The organism is Nitrospirota bacterium, from assembly GCA_030684575.1.
Classification (GTDB): domain Bacteria; phylum Nitrospirota; class Nitrospiria; order Nitrospirales; family Nitrospiraceae; genus Palsa-1315.
The window spans coordinates 909,846-928,535 of the sequence record JAUXVD010000008.1 but is presented as its reverse complement, the minus strand read 5'-3'; the positions used below and the strand labels follow the sequence as shown (position 1 = coordinate 928,535).

At 53.7% G+C, this 18,690-nt stretch carries 16 protein-coding genes; all 16 read right to left on the bottom strand.

Annotated elements, in window-relative coordinates; translation table 11 throughout:
• Positions 1-55: 55 nt before the first annotated feature.
• Positions 56-2,500, bottom strand: a complete 2,445-nt coding sequence (locus tag Q8N00_07585; GenBank protein ID MDP2382652.1) for a lysylphosphatidylglycerol synthase domain-containing protein — start codon at positions 2,498-2,500, stop codon at positions 56-58.
• A complete protein-coding gene (gene asnB / locus Q8N00_07580; protein ID MDP2382651.1) occupies positions 2,458-4,383 on the bottom strand; it encodes an asparagine synthase (glutamine-hydrolyzing) in 1,926 nt (641 codons plus the stop codon). Before asnB ends, Q8N00_07585 begins: the two co-directional genes overlap by 43 nt.
• 110 nt (positions 4,384-4,493) lie before the next feature.
• Positions 4,494-5,483, bottom strand: coding sequence for a GDP-mannose 4,6-dehydratase (locus tag Q8N00_07575; protein MDP2382650.1), 990 nt, complete (start codon positions 5,481-5,483; stop codon positions 4,494-4,496).
• A 43-nt stretch (positions 5,484-5,526) separates the two neighbouring features.
• Positions 5,527-6,618, bottom strand: coding sequence for a glycosyltransferase (locus tag Q8N00_07570; protein MDP2382649.1), 1,092 nt, complete (start codon positions 6,616-6,618; stop codon positions 5,527-5,529).
• Positions 6,618-7,295, bottom strand: coding sequence for a class I SAM-dependent methyltransferase (locus tag Q8N00_07565; protein ID MDP2382648.1), 678 nt, complete (start codon positions 7,293-7,295; stop codon positions 6,618-6,620). Before Q8N00_07565 ends, Q8N00_07570 begins: the two co-directional genes overlap by 1 nt.
• Entirely contained in the window at positions 7,292-8,224 is a 933-nt protein-coding gene (locus Q8N00_07560; protein MDP2382647.1) for a glycosyltransferase family 4 protein, read from the bottom strand. The genes Q8N00_07565 and Q8N00_07560 overlap by 4 nt, the downstream gene beginning before the upstream one ends.
• 224 nt (positions 8,225-8,448) lie before the next feature.
• Entirely contained in the window at positions 8,449-9,153 is a 705-nt protein-coding gene (locus tag Q8N00_07555) for a class I SAM-dependent methyltransferase (protein ID MDP2382646.1), read from the bottom strand.
• Positions 9,154-9,347: 194 nt separating this feature from the next.
• Positions 9,348-10,484: a glycosyltransferase family 4 protein gene (locus Q8N00_07550; protein ID MDP2382645.1), complete on the bottom strand. Its 1,137-nt coding sequence runs from the start codon at positions 10,482-10,484 to the stop codon at positions 9,348-9,350.
• A gap of 40 nt (positions 10,485-10,524) precedes the next feature.
• Complete coding sequence (locus Q8N00_07545; GenBank protein ID MDP2382644.1) at positions 10,525-11,244, bottom strand: class I SAM-dependent methyltransferase; 720 nt, start codon at positions 11,242-11,244, stop codon at positions 10,525-10,527.
• Positions 11,241-12,263, bottom strand: a complete 1,023-nt coding sequence (locus Q8N00_07540; protein MDP2382643.1) for a glycosyltransferase family 4 protein — start codon at positions 12,261-12,263, stop codon at positions 11,241-11,243. Before Q8N00_07540 ends, Q8N00_07545 begins: the two co-directional genes overlap by 4 nt.
• A gap of 13 nt (positions 12,264-12,276) precedes the next feature.
• The gene (locus tag Q8N00_07535; GenBank protein ID MDP2382642.1) at positions 12,277-13,101 is read right to left on the bottom strand and encodes a class I SAM-dependent methyltransferase; all 825 of its coding nucleotides are present in this window, start codon (positions 13,099-13,101) and stop codon (positions 12,277-12,279) included.
• On the bottom strand, positions 13,095-14,105 hold the full coding sequence (locus Q8N00_07530) for a glycosyltransferase family 4 protein (protein ID MDP2382641.1): 1,011 nt from the start codon (positions 14,103-14,105) through the stop codon (positions 13,095-13,097). The genes Q8N00_07535 and Q8N00_07530 overlap by 7 nt, the downstream gene beginning before the upstream one ends.
• A 134-nt stretch (positions 14,106-14,239) precedes the next feature.
• Positions 14,240-15,277: an SPASM domain-containing protein gene (locus Q8N00_07525; protein MDP2382640.1), complete on the bottom strand. Its 1,038-nt coding sequence runs from the start codon at positions 15,275-15,277 to the stop codon at positions 14,240-14,242.
• A 96-nt stretch (positions 15,278-15,373) separates the two neighbouring features.
• A complete protein-coding gene (locus tag Q8N00_07520; GenBank protein ID MDP2382639.1) occupies positions 15,374-16,075 on the bottom strand; it encodes an acylneuraminate cytidylyltransferase family protein in 702 nt (233 codons plus the stop codon).
• A 34-nt stretch (positions 16,076-16,109) separates the two neighbouring features.
• Positions 16,110-17,258, bottom strand: a complete 1,149-nt coding sequence (gene neuC / locus Q8N00_07515) for a UDP-N-acetylglucosamine 2-epimerase (GenBank protein ID MDP2382638.1) — start codon at positions 17,256-17,258, stop codon at positions 16,110-16,112.
• The gene (locus tag Q8N00_07510; GenBank protein ID MDP2382637.1) at positions 17,255-18,679 is read right to left on the bottom strand and encodes a hypothetical protein; all 1,425 of its coding nucleotides are present in this window, start codon (positions 18,677-18,679) and stop codon (positions 17,255-17,257) included. The genes neuC and Q8N00_07510 overlap by 4 nt, the downstream gene beginning before the upstream one ends.
• Between the last annotated feature and the right edge of the window lie 11 nt (positions 18,680-18,690).

Genomic DNA, 18,690 nt, shown 5'->3' with positions numbered 1-18,690 from the left:
TCCGCCGCCATCAGAAATTCTTGCTCCATATTTCGCAAACTGGTTCCAGGTATAGCTAACCCTCGAGCACAGACGATTCTCGCAGAATAGTTCCTTGGTCCACTCCGACACTAACCCGTCCCGCCTGAGCATCAAAACCTGGTGAAAACAAAGCTGCCTCTTCTCGAGTACCAATATGAATTCCTTGACGTTTAAGCTCCTGTGGCAATCCGCCCATCCTGCCTGGATACGCCAGCATCGCTCCGAGTACCAACCAGAATATTCTCTGGTAGAAAATCTCATGCACTAAACAGAATCCGGCAAAACTAAGCAGGAGCAGCCCTAAGGCCCGGTGGGCAGACGACTTTGCATCAAATTTGAAGGCGGATCTCGCCACCATAAAGAACGCCCAACCGAATACCGACGCGCCAACCATCCCAAATTCGGCTAGTATCCAGAGAGGTGTGCTATGGACCACAAGAGGATGCCCGAACCAGACGGGACTCTTTTCAATAAAGATACCCAACCCTGCACCCATAACCGGTGACTGTAGCCACAACTCCAATGCTCGAGCCATACTCTCCCGGTGCTCTTGCCCGCTGCCTTCACTTGAGATCGCGCTTTGGATCGCACTACCCTTGAGTATAATATCCATGAATGCTCCCCCCTGAATCGCGCCACCGATCAACATCATGCCCCAGAAGACTATGGCGCATATCAGCCCCCAGACCATCACGTGGCGGTCTGCGAGCCGACCAATCCACGCAGCAAGAAGCATGACCACGCAGACAAGCCATCCTGCCCGCGAACCGCTCAAAATGACACCCACCAGTACTACGCCAAGAAGCGAGGGGAACAGATGTGAGAAGGACCACCTACACATAGGGCTAGATATACATTGGGGGGCGTACCCTATAGTTCGATGCCTGGCACGCACAGACGAATATGCAAGAACGAGCGCAACGCATACCAGCATCTGAAAAACAAATGCATTACGATTGGCAGCATAACCTTCAAAATTTCCCGCGGAAGAATTTTTTTCAAGCCAGCCACCCTGCACCAGAAGACGCAAGATGATTTGCAGCACTACGACCACAACCCCTGTTGCAATCATAGTTTCGCTCAAGCGACGCAATCCATGAGCACCGGCATACACCACCATCAAATAGCCTGCAGAAATATAGCCTAGCAACACCAGCCAGCCAAATACCCGACCGGCAAGTGCCCACTGCGTCACACCGATTTCTAATGCCCCTCGCAGAAAAGCTACGAGCAATGCTGCGCTGATTAAGACCAGAATAACGTTGAAGCTCTGAACCCGCCACACAGGAGCGTGACGAACGAATAGGGCATGAATGCTGACGGCAGCCAGAGCAAGAACTGCGAAAGGATCCGCTAAGTTGAAATTGATGGGTCCTAGCGATCCGGGAAGCTCAGCATGCACCTGGAAGAACACCAACACCGCCGTTGCCATAGCCAGAATCCAGGCAGACGCTTTCTCGACTTCATGCGCCGGCTCAATCATCGGCAAAGACTCGGCGACACTTGAATCCGTATCGGTCCTCTTCTTCAAGACAAAGGGCGAGGCAGCAACAATGACTATGGTGGAACAAAGCCCAATTAATACCGAAACCGCGACAGCATCGGCAGCAGAAATCCCTAACCCTCCAAGCACGTATACGGCCGCCACTTCCCGTATCCCCCAGCCGTTTACGGTGATGGGAATGCTGGCGGCAAAGCTGATCACGGCAGCGGCGGCGAACAACGGCAGGATATCGAGTCCTGGGTGGACCGCCTGTATTCCAACAACAAAAGATCCCAGCACCAGGGATTGACTGATTAGCGTTATCCCCGCACTTTCCAACAAACACGAGAATGCCGACCAGGACCGAATACGTGCGGCAACCCTCCTCTCGAATCCTGAGCGTCCAAGCCACCAACTCAGGGCCACCCCACCCACTGCAACAATAGCGATCTCACCGAATGGCATCAGGCGAAAAAAATCAGCAACAACCGATGGCCCCAGTAAGAAGGTCTCTCCGAACATTGCCAGGATCCCGCTGATGAGGGCTAACAACGCACGCTCGTAAGCGGACAAACTGGCAATGACTACTGGCAGCACACCATATTTTCGCAATATTGCCTGACGCCCCAACACCTGCCCGAACAACGAGATAACGAACAACCCAGCCAGGTGGCCAGAAATACTGGCACGGAAGGCGACATTCCAGGACAGTGGAAACCCAAAATGAGCCAGTACCCTCCATAGCCGGAAGGTCACCTGAAACAAGTTGGCGATCAATAGGACCAGGATGCCGGCTAAGGCCGCTGGAGAAATACTGATCAGCCGCTGCAAGACATTCTCGATGCCGGACATCGAGAAGGCCATTAACAGCAGCAGGGCTGAAACCATGCCCATAACGATCAGGCGCTGATACTTCGTCAGCTGTCTTTTTATAGAAAGATTATTCACGACGATTACTTTGCGGGGAGCCAAGCCTGAAACATCAGAACGTTCCATAGCCAATACTGCCAATTCCGTCTACCTGAAAGATGCTCGTTCCACTTTTCTCGAATGGGTGCAGGATGCAAGTACCCCTCGCGACGCAGGCGGTGCTCATCCAGCAATTCTTCGGCCCACTCCCGCAAGGGTCCGCGCAGCCATGCATCGAGTGGAACTCCGAAGCCCTGTTTGGGCCGATCGATCAACTCGCGCGGCACATAACGGTCAAGCACTTGGCGTAGTAGCCACTTACCCTGTCCATCGCGAATCTTCATAGATAACGGCAGACGCCACGCAAACTCGACAAGGTGATGGTCTAACATTGGCACGCGGGTTTCCAGGCTCACTGCCATGGCAGCCCTATCCACCTTGGTCAGTATGTCGTCGGTGAGGTACCCCACAAGGTCGTGAAACATCATCCGCTCGGTGAAGTCGCCTCGGGTGAAGGCGGCAGCCTCTGCATCAGCCCAAATTGGCGACTCATTGGCACCGACGATCAACGAGCCTGGTTCCCGGTGCAGGGACACGAGTCGACGATATAGCTCGTCCGGGCCATCGACATCCATCACGCTCGCCAGCTTGTGGATACGGTCCCCCAACGTCGGTTGTCGCAGGCCCCTCGGGAGTAACTTGCCGACACGATCCCATGCCACAGGGCTCAAGGTCGTCATCAGCCTGCTGGCTCCGGACCTCATGCCTTGTGGCACCGGACCGATGCGGTTCCAGATCGATCGTCCCCAAAAGTAGCGGTTATAGCCACCGAATAGTTCGTCTCCGCCATCGCCAGAAAGAGCGACGGTCACATGCTTGCGTGCGAGCGCGGCCACAAGATGAGTCGGGATTTGAGATGAATCGCCGAACGGCTCATCGTAGATTTCCGGCAGTCGCGGAATCACGTCCAACGCTTCTGTTGCAGACAGATACAGCTCCGTGTGATCCGTACCCAGATGCGCCGCGACCAACTTCGCGTAGCGCGCCTCGTCATAATCAGACGCACTGAACCCGATAGAGAATGTCCGGACAGGACGTGGAGACTGGCACTGCATCAAGGCGACGACGGTAGACGAGTCAATCCCTCCAGACAGGAACGCCCCGATGGGCACATCGGAAATCATCTGTCTGCCCACTGCCTGGCGCAGCAGGGCATCGAGCGCATCCGCTGCCGATGCATCAGAAAGATCAGCAAGCGGCTCCTGCATTGCGACTTCACGCGCCGACCAATACGTTACGGGCAAGGGCATATGCCCGGGCGGATCATCAGCGGAAATTCTGAACCACGTCCCCGGTAATAGTTTAGAGATTCCAAGGTAAATTGAATGGGGTAATGGCACATAGCCATATCGCATGTAGCTGGCAAGCACCTCCCGGTTGATATCCCCGCGCCACGATGGATGAGCACACAGGGCCTTGAGTTCTGATCCAAACAGGAAGGATTCACCGCACCAGCCGTAATACAGCGGCTTCTCGCCCAAACGGTCGCGCGCCAAGGTCAGTTGCCGATCAACGCGGTCCCAGAGGGCGAAGGCAAACATGCCGTCGAATCGCCGTAAGGACTTCTCAAGGCCCCACTCCTCGAAAGCGGCGAGCATGACTTCCGTGTCCGAACGTCCGCGAAACTTCGAGCCGGCTAACTCCAGCTCAAACCGTAGAGTAGCGAAGTTATAAACCTCGCCATTGTAGGAAAGGACATAGCGTCCGCTGGAAGACACCATCGGTTGACGTCCCTCAGGTGACAAATCTAAGACAGCGAGCCTTACATGCCCAAGTGCCACACCACAGACAGCATCGCACCAGACTCCGGCATCGTTAGGCCCACGATACCGGATAACTTTGTTCATCCCAATCACCGCAGATTTTGGATTACTAGAAGGCGGCCCAATTATTCCTACTATTCCACACATAATAAACAGCGAAATATGAAGTATCTGAGGATTATCCTATTGGATGATGGGGGGGGAGCATCGGGCTCAACGCCCGAACAAAAACGGAAGCTCTCGGTGGGACACAAACCCTACATTGCTGTACCTTCCCGTTGAACCAACTTAACGTCTGCCTCTACCATCTCACGAACCAATTCCTGGAAAGAGCACTCAGAAGACCAGCCCAAGTCTTTTTTGGCCTTTGCAGGATTTCCAAGAAGCGTTTCCACATCAACCGGCCTAAGAAATTGAGGATCTACTTTCACACAGTCCCTATAATCGAGGCCTACCAAAGCAAAAGCCATTTCAGCAAATTCTCTTACTGAATGCTGTTGACCTGTTGCAATCACATAATCCGAGGGTTCGTCTCTCTGAAGCATCAGCCACATGGCCCGCACGTACTCCCGAGCATGCCCCCAATCGCGCCTGGCATCCAAATTCCCAAGGTGCAATTCCTTGGCGAGACCAAGCTTTATTCTCGCCGCATGTGAGGTGATTTTTCGCGTGACGAACTCAAATCCCCTCCTCGGAGATTCATGATTATAAAGAATTCCACAAGAGGCACGGATACCGTAGGCCTCTCGATAATTTCTCGTCAGATGGAACCCTGCAACTTTTGAAATCCCGTATGCCGAACGAGGATAAAACGGTGTGTCCTCAGATTGCGGAGTTTGCTGAACCTTTCCAAACATTTCACTAGAAGCGGCAAAGTAAAATCGACAGCTCGGGACTCGGTCACGAATCGCAGATAAGAGATAGTGTGTCCCATTGATATTGGCATTAAGCGTTGAAAATTCGTCCTCAAACGAATAGGCCACATAGCTTTGTGCAGCGAGATGATAACATTCGTGAGGCTGAACCTCCTCAAGTGCTCGATAGAGACTTGGCAGGCTTTCCAGCGATGCCGGATGAAGATGAAGGCGATCTTTAATGTGGGCAATCCGCCACAGACGGTGAACGGGATCCTCAATGGCAACTCGCCTTACGATGCCATGGACTTCATATCCCTTATCAAGCAGAAGTTCGGCTAAGTACGATCCATCCTGGCCGGTGATCCCCGTAATCAGCGCTCTTTTCATCATAGAGTACGTCCCTGAATCGTTCGACTAAATTTCCTTGCACCTATCAAAGCTCAACCGCACCCGGTCTGCAATTAGGGACGCATGCCACGCGGGGCTTCCCTACAAGATACCTACAAACATCACCTGCCTTACTCCACAGCAAATTGGCAAACCAACGGGCGGTCACCCTCATCACAGGATATCGCCCCAATGCTGGCGCAAGTACGGCCAAGACATACCAGGGGCGTGAAGCCCACGCCTTGTAGGCTGCCCTCACATACCGGCGCGCAACCGTCCGCTTAAAGTCCGAGCTAAAGCTCGAAGAAGGGCTCATTGATTGATATGCATCGATAAAGCGCGCAATGAGAATGAGAAATGATCGAATCCATCGGCGCTCAAAGGCGAGCCGCATGTTCACCATGGCATCCAGCTCCAATTCTGACACCGAACCATTGCCCAGGATATCGGCGATGTACCCGCGCATAATGAGACGATTCTCGTCCGCGATCAAATCTCTCAACTTGTCGGACATGCGGTCGAACGGATGGACACGATACTGCACTAAGCATCGGTCTATGTTGGCGACGCGGTGATGGCGCGCGACCTGCGTCCAGAGCGCATAATCTTGGCAATAGCGGAAAGCACTGTCGTACCCCTCCAATTGGACGATCGTCGAGCGCCTGAACATAACTGAGGAATGCGTAAAACTGTTATCGAATAGCAAGTCCCACCGGATACTATCATGCGTGCAGGCACGGTCCAGCACTCGCCCCTTGCGAAAACCTTGCTGATCGATAATCATCGCTTGTGTTCCCACTAGCACCACGTCAGGGTTCTTCTCGAGAAAATGGACCTGCACGGCAAGCCGCTCTGGAAGAGAAATATCATCGGCATCCTGCCGGGCAACTAATTCATACGTAGCCAACCCAAGCCCGACATTCAAAGTCAACGCAAGTCCAAGGTTCTTGGCATTCTCAGCGAAAGTGATTCGCGGATCGTCATAACTCAGAACGATCTCTCGAGACCGATCCGTCGAACCATCATTGATGATGAGCAATTCAAAGTCCCGATGCGTTTGCCGGAGAATACTCTCGATCGCCTCACGGAGGAAACGTTCACCATTATAAACAGGCATAAGAACTGTCACACCGGGCATCAGATTGGCCTCGAGCTAAGGGCATCGGGAAATGTCGATGGTACAACTTCAGCCCAAATCTCTCCCCAATTGTATTGCACATGATGAATTGAGAGCCCAGCCACAATCACTTCTTTCTCGAAACTTTCAGCTGTGTACTCAGTGAAATGCGTTGCGTCACCAAAGTGAAACATTCCGAGTTCTTCTCGAAGCGGAACCCGCCAGTCCCGATCGATCATCGGCACGCGAATGAGCATTCGATTCGGGCGCAACCCCTGTTGCAATTCCCTCAGAAAAGAGACCCTCTGATCGATATGCTCGAGAATGTTAGAGAGCACAAGGACATCCCACGGACCAGACGGCAAGTTCGTCCTGGCGTCGCCGTGAACAAACGTAAGATTGGGATGATGGAACCGGCCCTTGGCCTTCGCAACATTTACCTCATTGAGATCGATCCCCGTGACAAGAGCTCCGGCCCTCGTTGCAAGAGAGTAGGCTACGGCTCCATATCCGCAGCCAATATCCAAGACCCGCTCGCCCGGTGTAATCCTGTTGACGAAAAAGTCATGATATCGCATCAAGCGATGTTTCACGTGTACCCCGCCGTCATACGGAATTGCCAGACGGTTGATCAATTTACTCACAACATTGTCAAGCATCAACAAGATGCGCATGGCGATTCGAGTGATTTTCTTCATCTGAGGACCGTAGCAAATACTTCGCGATGGCGGGCCAGCCACGGCTGCAGGTCGAATCGCTCCATCGCCCGTCGGCGCGCTGCTTGAGCATAGCGATCCCGATTTCGCACAACATGCACAACTGCGTTGGCCATACTCTCGGAATCTGGAGGAACATCCCGATTCCAATCCAACTCAGCCGACACACCGACCCCAGCTTGATCTCCCACAAGCTCTGGGAGCCCACCGCTACTCGAATAGACGACCGGAAGCCCACAGGCCATGGCCTCCACCACCAACCCCGGGCACGGATCGTTGACCTTGGTGTGCAGCAAGATATGAGCTTGCCTGAAAATTGACGGCGCATCCACCTGGGTGTACGGACCTAGAAAACGGACTCGCCCTTGCAATCCAAGGCGCTTGACGAGCTCCTCCGCCTGACGACCTGCCTCCTCTTCATTCAGCATCCAACTCAATCGACCGGTAACTAGTAGCCGCGCCTTTATTCCGTGCCGAATAAGGGACGCCAATACGCGGAGTGCACAATCAAGCCGGTAGTATTGATACTGGGTGCCGCCCAGTAGCAAGACCAACTGGTCAGGGTCTGGGTCCGACGCAGCCGGTGCAAACAATTTCGTATCCACCGAGTTATAGAGAATCTCCCATGGCCCCCGGCGCTCACCAAGGAAACGATCCGCGCTAAGCTTGCAGAACTGGCTTTGGTAAAACACGTAATCCGCATCCGCATGCAGGCGAGCCATCGGAGCATTGATCTGTTCCCATCCAGGGCCATACCAGCTGGGATAGGCCACACCATTCTGGTTCCACACTATCCGCATGCCTTTCTTTCTCGCACACCAAGCCACATACTCGCCCCCATAGGGCATGCGACTGCTCACCATATACAGGACGTTGAATCGGCGCGGAGAGTTAGGAAACTCATCCTGCATGCGCTGGAACTTGACTAACCCGCCATGGATCTGGTCGTGCGGGTCGGGGATTCGCCCATGCCCGTAAAAGACCTGAGCCCTTCCCCCCCGAGGACACTCCCCCAGGAGAATAACAATGCACCGCGGCAGGGCCCAGAGTGGCCGCAGCAACCAATCTAAGCGACGTCGAACGGCCGGGGGAATCACCCTCTTAAGAATCGAAATCCACGACATTCAGCTTATGCTCACAATTTACGCACCAGAACGGCATACCCCGCTGGGGCAAAGGGCAGGAAAGGGTCCAGGCGGAGAGCCCAGGCCAGCAGCCAGCGATAGAAGCGAAGCGGGCGGCCTTTCCGCAGCTGAATCTTCAGATGAAACACCCGCTGTACAAGAATCGTTTCTACCCCGGTGATCCAAAGCGCATGAAGTAGGAACGAGGGAATTCCGCCAAGTGACCAAATATGTTCGACCTGCAAACCGGCGCGCTGAAACAGATCAACTAATCCACCGGCAGAAAACCGACGATAGCCATGGAAGAGGTACAACATCAACGACCACACGCCGGGGACGATATGGAGTCCCTGTGCACCAGGCCGCATCGTTCTGGCTAACTCCCTACTCGTCCGGTGAATGTCAGGCACGTGCTCCAACGCGCTGGAAGAAAACGTAAATGCAAGGCTATCCGACGCCAGCCCAAGATCTTCTGCTGCCATCTGAATAAACTGGCACGAGTGCGCCGAACTCATCTGTGATGTCCAGGCTGCGTGCCGCGCGATATCGACACCGACGTAAAACGAGTCCCTACCTGCTATTTCAAACAACCGATTCTGTCCTCCAGAACCACAACCAAGATCACAGACGGGACCAGGTACAACGTGGACATCCGCCAAAACCTGCCTAGCCACAGCGTACGTATACACGCGCAGTGGCGAGGCACCCTCGCTCATCTTAGCTTGTATATCTCCCCGCACAAGGTCCAGAGATGCCGGATCGACTGGAATCCCCTGCCCCATAGATTGAACAATCTCGCAGAACCCATGGGCAAGATATCGCCCCTGCTTTGCCAGGGATAAGGGAACATCTCCACAGATCTCAGGCCATTGTCGAAACATCACGAATAGTGCCCCTTGCAAGAAACCATTTAGCTGTCTTTCAAAGGTCCCGCAAGAAAGCCTGTCATGAACTTGCGCCACAATGGGATTTGCTGCTCATAGCTGTTAGACGCAGCAGTCTGCCGCGCCAACTCCAGCACTCGCGAGACCTGCGGCGATCCACGGTGGGCGATAACGTACTCAGCCCAATGTGTCAGCCCCTCCACGTCATCCACCTCAACCATCCAAGCGTTCTCGCCATGCCGGACAAGATCAATCGCCTGACCAACTTGCGATGTGACCAGGGGCACACCGCTGGCCATCGACTCCAGGATAGCCTTAGGTCCGCCTTCGTCGCGTGACGTTATCAAGTAAAGATCCAACGCCCGATACAGCAAACCCACATCCGCATACTGTTTAAGTTGGAGATGACGGTACGGCACCCCAAGCTTTTCCAGGCCGGCCTTCATATAGCCCCGTGAGGGACCTGAGAGCACCACATGGAGCTCTGGAACTTTGGATTTCAGTCGTTCGATCACCTTGAGAAATACGTCAGGTCCTTTGATGAGCTTTGGTTCCATTCCTTCGCCCCATCCCACCCCATCCTTTTGGAAGGAACCGACAACTACCGCCGAACCAGGCAATCGCAACTGGTCACGAGCTGCAACCCGTTGATCCGACGTTGAAACTGAGAAATAAGACAGATTGATGCCGATCGGGATGCGATGCACTTTCGAAGGCTCAACCCCCGCCGCTAAGACAACTTCCTCCATGCGGGAATGGGATACCCGCACACGCGTGAGCGCCTGATGATGACGGCGAAAAGCAGCGACCACTTCCGCAAATATAGGTGCACTTGACGGGAGCCCGTGAAAGTAGTCTACCGATATTCTGTTACGGGTATTGAAGTATCGCGGATCGCGAAGCACAAATTGTGAGGTATAGTGAATACATTGTCCCGCATTGACACCCAAACCATAATTACATCTCGCTCGAATGCCTAAACGCTCAGCAATACGACGAAACTCGACAGCTTCTTCTTCCAGAACCCAGCCTGAAAGGTCTGAATGAATCGAAAGAAAGGAATATGGTTTGCTATACGGCAAACCGACGGCGGCTTGAATTGGCTGAAGGCTTCGATGCCAAAGAACCGGTATGAGGCGAGATAATCTCATTGCGTGCAACAAGGACAATGGCTCGAGTCACTTCCCCCCAAATCCACCTTACTCAAGCCGACGTAACCTTTCGCTTAGCGCTCCGCAGAACTTCGCGAGCCAGACCGACAAGACGTTGGATACCGACCAAAACCCTGACAACTCCTCGTCGAATCTTCCTCGAGAACCTGTGATATTCCCTACTGTCCCAGCCCCGACTTCGTAACACGGCAAGACCCTCTGGGACCTCCTCCACTACCGCCCATGTGTATCCATAGGCACTTGCAATGGCCTCACAGAGCACCGCCACGCCACGCGCTCGACCGGAGATATCATGCAGCAACACAACCCCCTGCGGACCCAGACGATCACTTGCAAAAACAGCCAGGAGCTCGCGGGGATAAAGCGGTTTGTAGTGGTCGATGAGAATGAGGTCAAACTGACCGGAATGCTTTCGAGAAAGAAACTTCGACGCATCCGATTCAATAAACTGAAAGCCCGATGTAACCCCTTGTGTCTTAAGGTAGTCAGCAATGATGCCACCATGGACCGCATTCGCATAACGTAACGAATCAACTCCGAGATAATCGAACCCAGAACGCCCCTGCATCGCTAGAATAACAGGAACAGCAAACCCGCCAGACTGGTATCCGATCTCCAATACTCTGACTGCTGGCAGGGTACGCAACAGACGAATCACATATTCTTCAAGATACGGGTGCTCCGGCCCAACATGCCATTGCGATGCCGACAACCCGAGCGATTGATAGTACTCCAACAACGAGAGTGTCATCCGATCCTTCCGTCCGCGACAAGAAGGGTTTGGATCAACTGCCGATAGGCAGTGCACATATGGTCCCCGGACGGGCCATGGTCCAATACCTCCCCGCGCAGATCACGATACCGCGAACGCATGGTTTTTACCGCCCCCATAAGATCGTCCCGAAAACCGATTCCGAAACGTTCGGCAACCTCAACAATGCCACCGCCATCAGTGTGGAACAACACGGGCAAGCCGCATTGCGCTCCCTCAATAAAGTGCATTCCGCCAGGCTCCCAGCGAGAACCGGTGACATAACCATGACACTGACGTAACTGGTCGGCCAATTGGCTACCGGTTAACGGTGGGAAAAGCCGCGCAGCCCGCCAACGGATGGATGCAGGCCAGCGACCGATCACCCAGAGCTCCGTATCAGGCAAATATCCGTCAGCAATCGCAGCGTCGACCTGTGCATACACATCAAACCCCTTCATAGGGTTGTCAGACCAATGGTGTGTCACAAGCCGAAAAACATCATCGATTGATGGAGCATGGCTCCCGAGCGGATGGAATATTCCCGGGTCCGCCCCGTTATGAATCACCGTATGCGGTTTGGCGATATCGAACCAGCGCGTGGCATGATAGTCTCGCAGCCAACGGGAAATGAACACCGAGTAGTCTGCGACCTCATTGGCCTGCGCCAGCAGTGCATCCATAAAATCGCTGCCTTTACGTTGGTCACACTCGTTAATCCGATGGATACAGACAACCGATGGATACCGCTTCTTCCAGGCGGCGATCTCCGCTATGCCAAAGGTCGTCAACGCGGCCCGTCCGTCAACCAACACGATGCAATCAACAGTCCGATCAAGATGGAATACAACCTCGTATCCGAAAAACCTCAGGCAGCGGGTCAGTTGCGCAACAAATTGGTTGCCGCCTCCATAGGGAGACTTCCGCGGCGCCATATTGATAGCAATACGAGCAGCAGGCCGACGCGATTGAGGCCAATAGGATCGCATGGCAGCCAACGTTTCACTCAAACGTCTCATGACAGATAATGTCTTACTCGCCAATGCGGGCACGATTCACCTCAGGTACACGGCCGCTGCAAATAACCATATGGCCAAGGAAGGGGCGCAATAACAGCCCACCCACCTGTTCCAATCCCACCCGAACCATACGCGGAAGGTGCTTCCCCAGCCAGCCGAGCTCGTGCTGCAGGCATCGCTGTACCCCTTGGGCACCGCCAATGATGTGTGAGCGCACATGCGTGAATCCGCAGGCACGAAAGTAGCTCTCGAGCTCGGTTCGGCTGAAGCGATACTGGTAGAACCGATGTCCCTCGATCGGGTAAGCCGGCCCTATGCCTCGACTAAATAACGCATCGAGCAGAAAGAGACGGAAGTTATGGCAGGGCGTCGTCGCCACAAACAGGCCTCCCGGGCGCAAAACCCGTTTCGCCTCCAGAATAGCCGGCGTCGGCCCTTCTTCGAAATGTTCAATGCCGCCCCAATTAATTGCCACATCATAGGACTTGTCGAGACACTCAACCTTGCGGAAATCACCGAACCGAAACGCATCGCCATGCTTGGCATGGAGCTGACGAATGGTCTCACCGGCGATGTCGATACCCACAGCCCTGTGCCCATCCAGATGAAACAACAGCGTCCATTCTCCAAGCCCGCATCCGCAGTCAAGAATGTCCAATGGCCGATCGCCAAAATTAGGAATGACTTTCTTCAGAAAGCGGTACTCTTCTCTCAACCGTAGCCTCTGCAGGCGCCGACCATCTTTGAGATCCCGCCACCGCTGATCCCAGAATGAGGCAACAAACTCGTCCGCAGTTTGAGCAGAGGCAGAGGAAGCCGCGACATACTCCTTCAGCATGCCTGCCTCACGGGTACACAGACGTCCTGCAGAATTGCCCCGATCCGATCACCCATTAAATCACTGGAAAAATGCCGTTCAACACTCCGTCTAGCCTCCGCCCCAATTTGTGCGCATAAACCGGGGTCCGCGGCAAGGCGGTCAATCGCCGCACGCAGCGATGGAACATCTCCGGACGGAACCAAGTAGCAATTCTCCAAATGCCGCATCAGCGACCGGCTCCAGAGCCCCCTGGTTTGCGAGAGGATGACCGCCTTCCCGCACGCCATAGCCTGGAGTGTCACGCTTTGTCCCTGCGGTTGCGTAGAGTCTTTCAGCGGTGTAACAACGAAGCGACTACCTTGGTACAGGGCGCGGAGGTCGAGATCAGACAACGCTTGCCCGGTCCAATCCCCTCTGGTCAAAGTCACGTTAGGAGGAAGCGCGGCACCGGTAACCCGACGGACTGTGTGAAGTCGGAGACGATGGGAGCCGATCGCCTGCAGAAGCACATCATAGTCGCGCCCATCATCATTGCCGATCGCCAATACAGAGTCCCCAATACTATCGTTTCCTGCCGGAACCCAGAATTTTGTATCTACGCCAAACTGAACCAGATGCACACGTGCAGGGCTAGCCAACTGCTGGGTTATGAGGTAGTCGCGTTCGCCTTCCCCGATCACAATGATTGCGGCTAATCTGTGCAGTAGCCAGCGAAGAATACGATGAGTGGCCCAACGGGCACGACTACGCTCAAGACGTTTCTCCGCCCCCATCAAGATGAGCACAAGCTTTGCCCCGTCAGCTCGCTGCAGTTGGCGAAGTGCCAACATGAACAGGACCGGCTCACTCATACTGACAATGGCGTCATTGCGCTCAAGCAGATGCACGTTCAGACCCGCTGCATCACTAAAGTCTGGGCTTAAATGCGTAAACCAGTGGATCAGTTTTTGCGCATAGAACCCCAGAGATGAATGAAAGCCACGAGCCAAGAGGTCTACTTGCCAACCTTCACGGCGAGCCAACTGGCAATATCCGTAAAAAAATTCATCGGGAAACGCACCGTGGTCAAACTGTAACCGTTTAGCACGGCCATCGGGCAGGATGAACAGCACGCGGAATAGGTGAGCTGCGGGTGAACTAACACGGGAGGAGACCATTAAATTTGTACACCAAGAGAGTCCAGCTTGGCATCAACTGCCAACCTCAATTGGTCCAAAGCTGGTCCCTCAAGCGTCTTTTGCTTGCAGGTGTTGCAAGGAGACTGCTTCTCGCCGACCGTGGCCAGACCACAACGCCATTCTGTATAACGTTGGTCGGCATACACATCAAATATGGACTGCCGCCTGTCTGAGAGATCTCCAAGCACAAACGCCTGGTGGTCGGGATGGTCGCTACGAAGATTGCAACAAGGCATGATCTTGCCGTTGAAATCCACCGTGAAATTCGAGAACACCAGAAAGCAGGGAGATCGTCGCACGTAGGCATGATCGACCAGGCTCTCAATCAGTTGTCCTCGATCGTAGCCGGTCTCGTCAAAATTGTGAGAATACACGACAACCTTCATGCCGGAGTAAGGGAACACTGCTCCTACTGTGGTGGCAGTTGGCTGGTCCCATACCGGCATAATTTCGATTCGCTTGGCGAGCCGATTGATCTCCCCCTCAGCATTTGCAGCACTCCACGCCACACCCTTTCGCATATATACACTGATGCGCAACACCGAGAGTCCCATTTCCCGTAGGCGATTTAAGGATTCCGCATCGAGGTAATCGCCATTCGTCACAATGTCTATGACGGCCTTGGGAAGATGCTGTCGTGCCAACGCCACCATCTCATAAATATGATCGTCGGCCATCGGCTCCGAATAGCGCGCAAAACGGAGCACCTTATCGTAGTCGATAGATCGCAGATCACCGAGGACCCCCTCGTACAGCGACCGATTCAGCATAGTCTTCACGGTCAGACGGTCAATCGTACTATTGGGACAAAATGAGCAGGTTCGATTGCAATAGGCATGGGGTTCGAGCTCCACGAGCGTAATGTTTCGTTTGAACAGCGCCCGTTTGCCGACCTCATCAAGAGATGGATCATGGGTTAGGGTGGGGCGATCGAGAATCGAAACAAAGTGCGCCCAATGGTCCTGAGGGGGCCTCAGGTAGCGATAGATTTTCTTGAGCAAATCACGAACGAGCATCTCAGACCTTCCAGCTGATCATTAAAGAGTCCTGCTGTGGCATTGGGTGCCCTGTATCTTCGTTAAACTCCCCAAACGAACCTCCCCCTAGTAACATCACAACCCGTATTCCCCCGCGATCAGCTCAGCGAATGTCAGATCCAGTTCGTCATCAATGTTGAGTGATTCCTGATGACTCATCTCCACATAGCCAACTGGCGCCACTACTAATGTCCGCTTGGCGAGGAATTCGTCACGCCCACATACATACACCGCGCTGTTCAACCGACACAGGTGACTCATCTCCTGCCGTCGAGTAAATTGATGGTGAGGCTCTTTGATGTATCGCTCCAGCAGTTCGGCAGGAGCTGCCTTGAGAAAGATATTTTGAGGCTTTCGCTCCAACGGACACACGGATACCACTGACTTGACCCCTCCACGTCGATACCGCAACAGGGCTTCCTTGACGTGTGAGCCTCGCCGAAACGGGGATGTAGGTTCAAGCAACACGATTGTTTCCACTTGCTGTCGGGCGACCTTCTCATATTCCTTAATCGCGTGCACGACGACATCGATCGTTGAGGCTTCATCGGTTGCCAGGCTAGCCGGCCTCAGAAAGGGAACCTCTGCTCCACAGCGTAGGCCCTCACTTTGGATATCAAGATCTTCTGTCGACACGAGTACTCGATCCACAACTCCGGAATCGAAGGCGGACTCGATGGCACGCTGAACGAGCGACTTTCCTCCCACACACCGGAGATTCTTTCGTTTGACACCTTTTGATCCACCACGTGCCGGAATGATTGCCAAAGTCAACATGGGCTTCCGTTTCGGCCCTTGATCTTGCTCGGCATTAGTAGGCAATCATCTTCTGAATTTTAAAGTCGTGCTGGGCCAACGCATTGGCAATTTTTTCGCCGGCCCTCCCATCACCATATAGGTGAGCGGACTGATAGGGCCCATGCGCCAACTGAGTATGAATCGTGCGGATAATAGCGCGCCGGTCATACGGAACGTCTATCACGTTCGCACCCCGTTGTCGTCCTTGCTGACGGGTTCCAATGTTCACCACTGGCACACCGAGGAACTCACATTCTCGAATACCGCTACTGGAATTACCCACTAGGCAGCGTGCATTCTTCAGCAGGATCGCATAGAGCTCCATAGGGAGACTCGCCACATGATGAATGTCCGCGAGATCCGTACGGAACTTCCAAATACCTGCAGTCACCTCGGCCGAACCTGCATCCATGTTTGGCCACACCCAGATCGCCGGCAGGCCAAGCTCTCGAACCGCCAGTGCCGTTTCGTCCATGTTTTCGCTCCGGTCGTCATACTCCGTCACAACCGGGTGCTGAGACACGACAATATAGTCCTTCTGAAAATCCGGTGACTTATCTCCACCGTCAATCCAATGGATGGCATTGAGAGATGAAACGTCCGACAAATCCAATCCGGAGAGCAAATCCAGACTCGGGGACCCAACGACAATAACGGATTCAGAGGATTCTCCCATCCGGATAATTCGATCGGCTGCCGAAGACGTGGCAGGGAAATGTATATGCGCCAGCTTAGTAATCGCATGGCGAATACTTTCGTCGATTGATCCAGATACTTCTCCGCCTTCTAAGTGAGCGATAGGAATGTTCATGCATAGGGCAGCATGCGCGACAGATAACGCCTCATAGCGATCTGCGATAACGATAACAACATCCGGTCTAAGTTCCTCAAATGCCTCTGCCATCCCTTTTGTGGCCTGCCCGGCCGACCTGGCCATCTCTCCCAACGTGTCCCCATCGGACAAGAATGGCACACGCCGATCAATCCGAAACCCGTCCGCTTCAATGATGCCCGCGTAGTTTCCGTAGCGGGCTAGCAAAATGCCCCCCCCGACGACTACCTGGAGTTCCAGCGCAGGATGGTTCAGCACAGCCCGCATCGTGGATTTCATCTTGGCGTAATTGCCGCGAGTTGTCAGAACGATCGCTACTCTTCGCTTCACGACGCCACTGACTCCTGTTTCGCTGCGGCAGGTGCGCGCCGGTGTGTCAATTGATCAACCAGCGTCACCAACCGCTCTCCGTAGGTCGGTCCATTCATAACGACAAACTTCTCAGCATGTGCCCGCAGACCTGTCCTTATCGATTCATCCTGACTGTTTACCAGTAGCCTGTTACAGGCCGCAGGCAACTGCGCATCATCATTACAGACCTCAATCCCGGGTTCTCCCCAAAAGTCTTTGAAGTGTGCAAGGCGGATGCCAATCCCATACACTGTACTCGCCAAACTGCACTGGTCGGTCTTTGAAAAATATACGAGCACAGGCTTTCCAAAAATGATGGACTCCAACAGGATTGTGGAAAGAGGCGAGATCACACCACTGACAAGACTGAGCAACCTCTTCGTCACCTGATAGTCAGCCAGATCAAACCCGGCGCAATGCGCGTCAGCGGTCCGACAATAGTAATCCTCCAGATGGGGATCCATCGTGACATGGCGCAATCGCATGTCGAAGAAACTCTGCTCACCTGGTGCCAACCCTCCACGCCAGGGATGCGGTCGATACAGCACATGGCAGGGAGAGATTTCGCCTGAGTCAATTTTCTCATCGATCATCTTCAAGTGTGCCGACTCATTCACACCCTTGCAGCCACCTCCATAAAGGAGGACCGGAAGATTGTTTAGAACGTGAAATTCTTTTCTCAGTGCGGCTTCCGACTCTTTCAGAGGGTCACGGTAGAGCTGAAACTGCGCTGCCCCGAATTCCTCAATGCTCTCAGGCGACATACCGAGATACTGAATCGCGTGCTGCTTACTTTGTGGTCCCCAGACAATTAGCCTGTCAGGATGGCCGGTGTTCATAGCCTTGGTGCTTGGATTGTCCCATGAGTTCATCATGATCACGAGCGGGATCGAACGCCGCCGGGAAATTATCAGGAGCTCATTGATAAAGTACCCGGCTAAAAGTGACGGATGGATAATAACGTCAGGATTTTGATCGCGCACAAAGTCCAGCAACGGTTCATAGACACCCATTTGTCTCTGCAACCTAGCTTGGACAAGCGGGAAAAGCCCTGGCAATGAAAGGAAATGATAATAGTTTGTTCGCCACTTCCCTCTCACCACTGCCATAATCTCTTTTCGGGGCTTGAAGTTAGGAGTGCCACGCTGAGCATTTAATGCAGTGATGGAATATAGCTTATCCCAGCTCCCCATGCGCACTCTCGGCACTGCAAATCGAGTCCAGTTTTTCAACCCCAGCTTCTCGATATCGGCATAGATCCCTTGTTTCTCCGATGTCTGATCCTGATGAAAAACATAGACAACCTCATACCTCTGCTCAAGCTCATGAAAAACACCGCTCAAGATAAAATGGCGGATGAGCATATCGTAGTCCAGGAAGACCAGCGCTTTTCTTTTCACGATGAAAGTCC

What these genes read in the sequence shown, in the direction of transcription:
- Q8N00_07545 (MDP2382644.1), bottom strand. Translation starts at nt 11,244, where the DNA reads ATGACACTCTCGTTGTTGGAGTACTATCAATCGCTCGGGTTGTCGGCA.
- Q8N00_07540 (MDP2382643.1), bottom strand. Translation starts at nt 12,263, where the DNA reads ATGAGACGTTTGAGTGAAACGTTGGCTGCCATGCGATCCTATTGGCCT.
- Q8N00_07525 (MDP2382640.1), bottom strand. Translation starts at nt 15,277, where the DNA reads ATGCTCGTTCGTGATTTGCTCAAGAAAATCTATCGCTACCTGAGGCCC.
- Q8N00_07560 (MDP2382647.1), bottom strand. Translation starts at nt 8,224, where the DNA reads ATGCAGGATGAGTTTCCTAACTCTCCGCGCCGATTCAACGTCCTGTAT.
- Q8N00_07535 (MDP2382642.1), bottom strand. Translation starts at nt 13,101, where the DNA reads ATGCTGAAGGAGTATGTCGCGGCTTCCTCTGCCTCTGCTCAAACTGCG.
- Q8N00_07520 (MDP2382639.1), bottom strand. Translation starts at nt 16,075, where the DNA reads ATGTTGACTTTGGCAATCATTCCGGCACGTGGTGGATCAAAAGGTGTC.
- Q8N00_07555 (MDP2382646.1), bottom strand. Translation starts at nt 9,153, where the DNA reads ATGAGCGAGGGTGCCTCGCCACTGCGCGTGTATACGTACGCTGTGGCT.
- Q8N00_07585 (MDP2382652.1), bottom strand. Translation starts at nt 2,500, where the DNA reads ATGGAACGTTCTGATGTTTCAGGCTTGGCTCCCCGCAAAGTAATCGTC.
- Q8N00_07565 (MDP2382648.1), bottom strand. Translation starts at nt 7,295, where the DNA reads ATGAAGAAAATCACTCGAATCGCCATGCGCATCTTGTTGATGCTTGAC.
- asnB (MDP2382651.1), bottom strand. Translation starts at nt 4,383, where the DNA reads ATGTGTGGAATAGTAGGAATAATTGGGCCGCCTTCTAGTAATCCAAAA.
- Q8N00_07575 (MDP2382650.1), bottom strand. Translation starts at nt 5,483, where the DNA reads ATGATGAAAAGAGCGCTGATTACGGGGATCACCGGCCAGGATGGATCG.
- Q8N00_07570 (MDP2382649.1), bottom strand. Translation starts at nt 6,618, where the DNA reads ATGCCCGGTGTGACAGTTCTTATGCCTGTTTATAATGGTGAACGTTTC.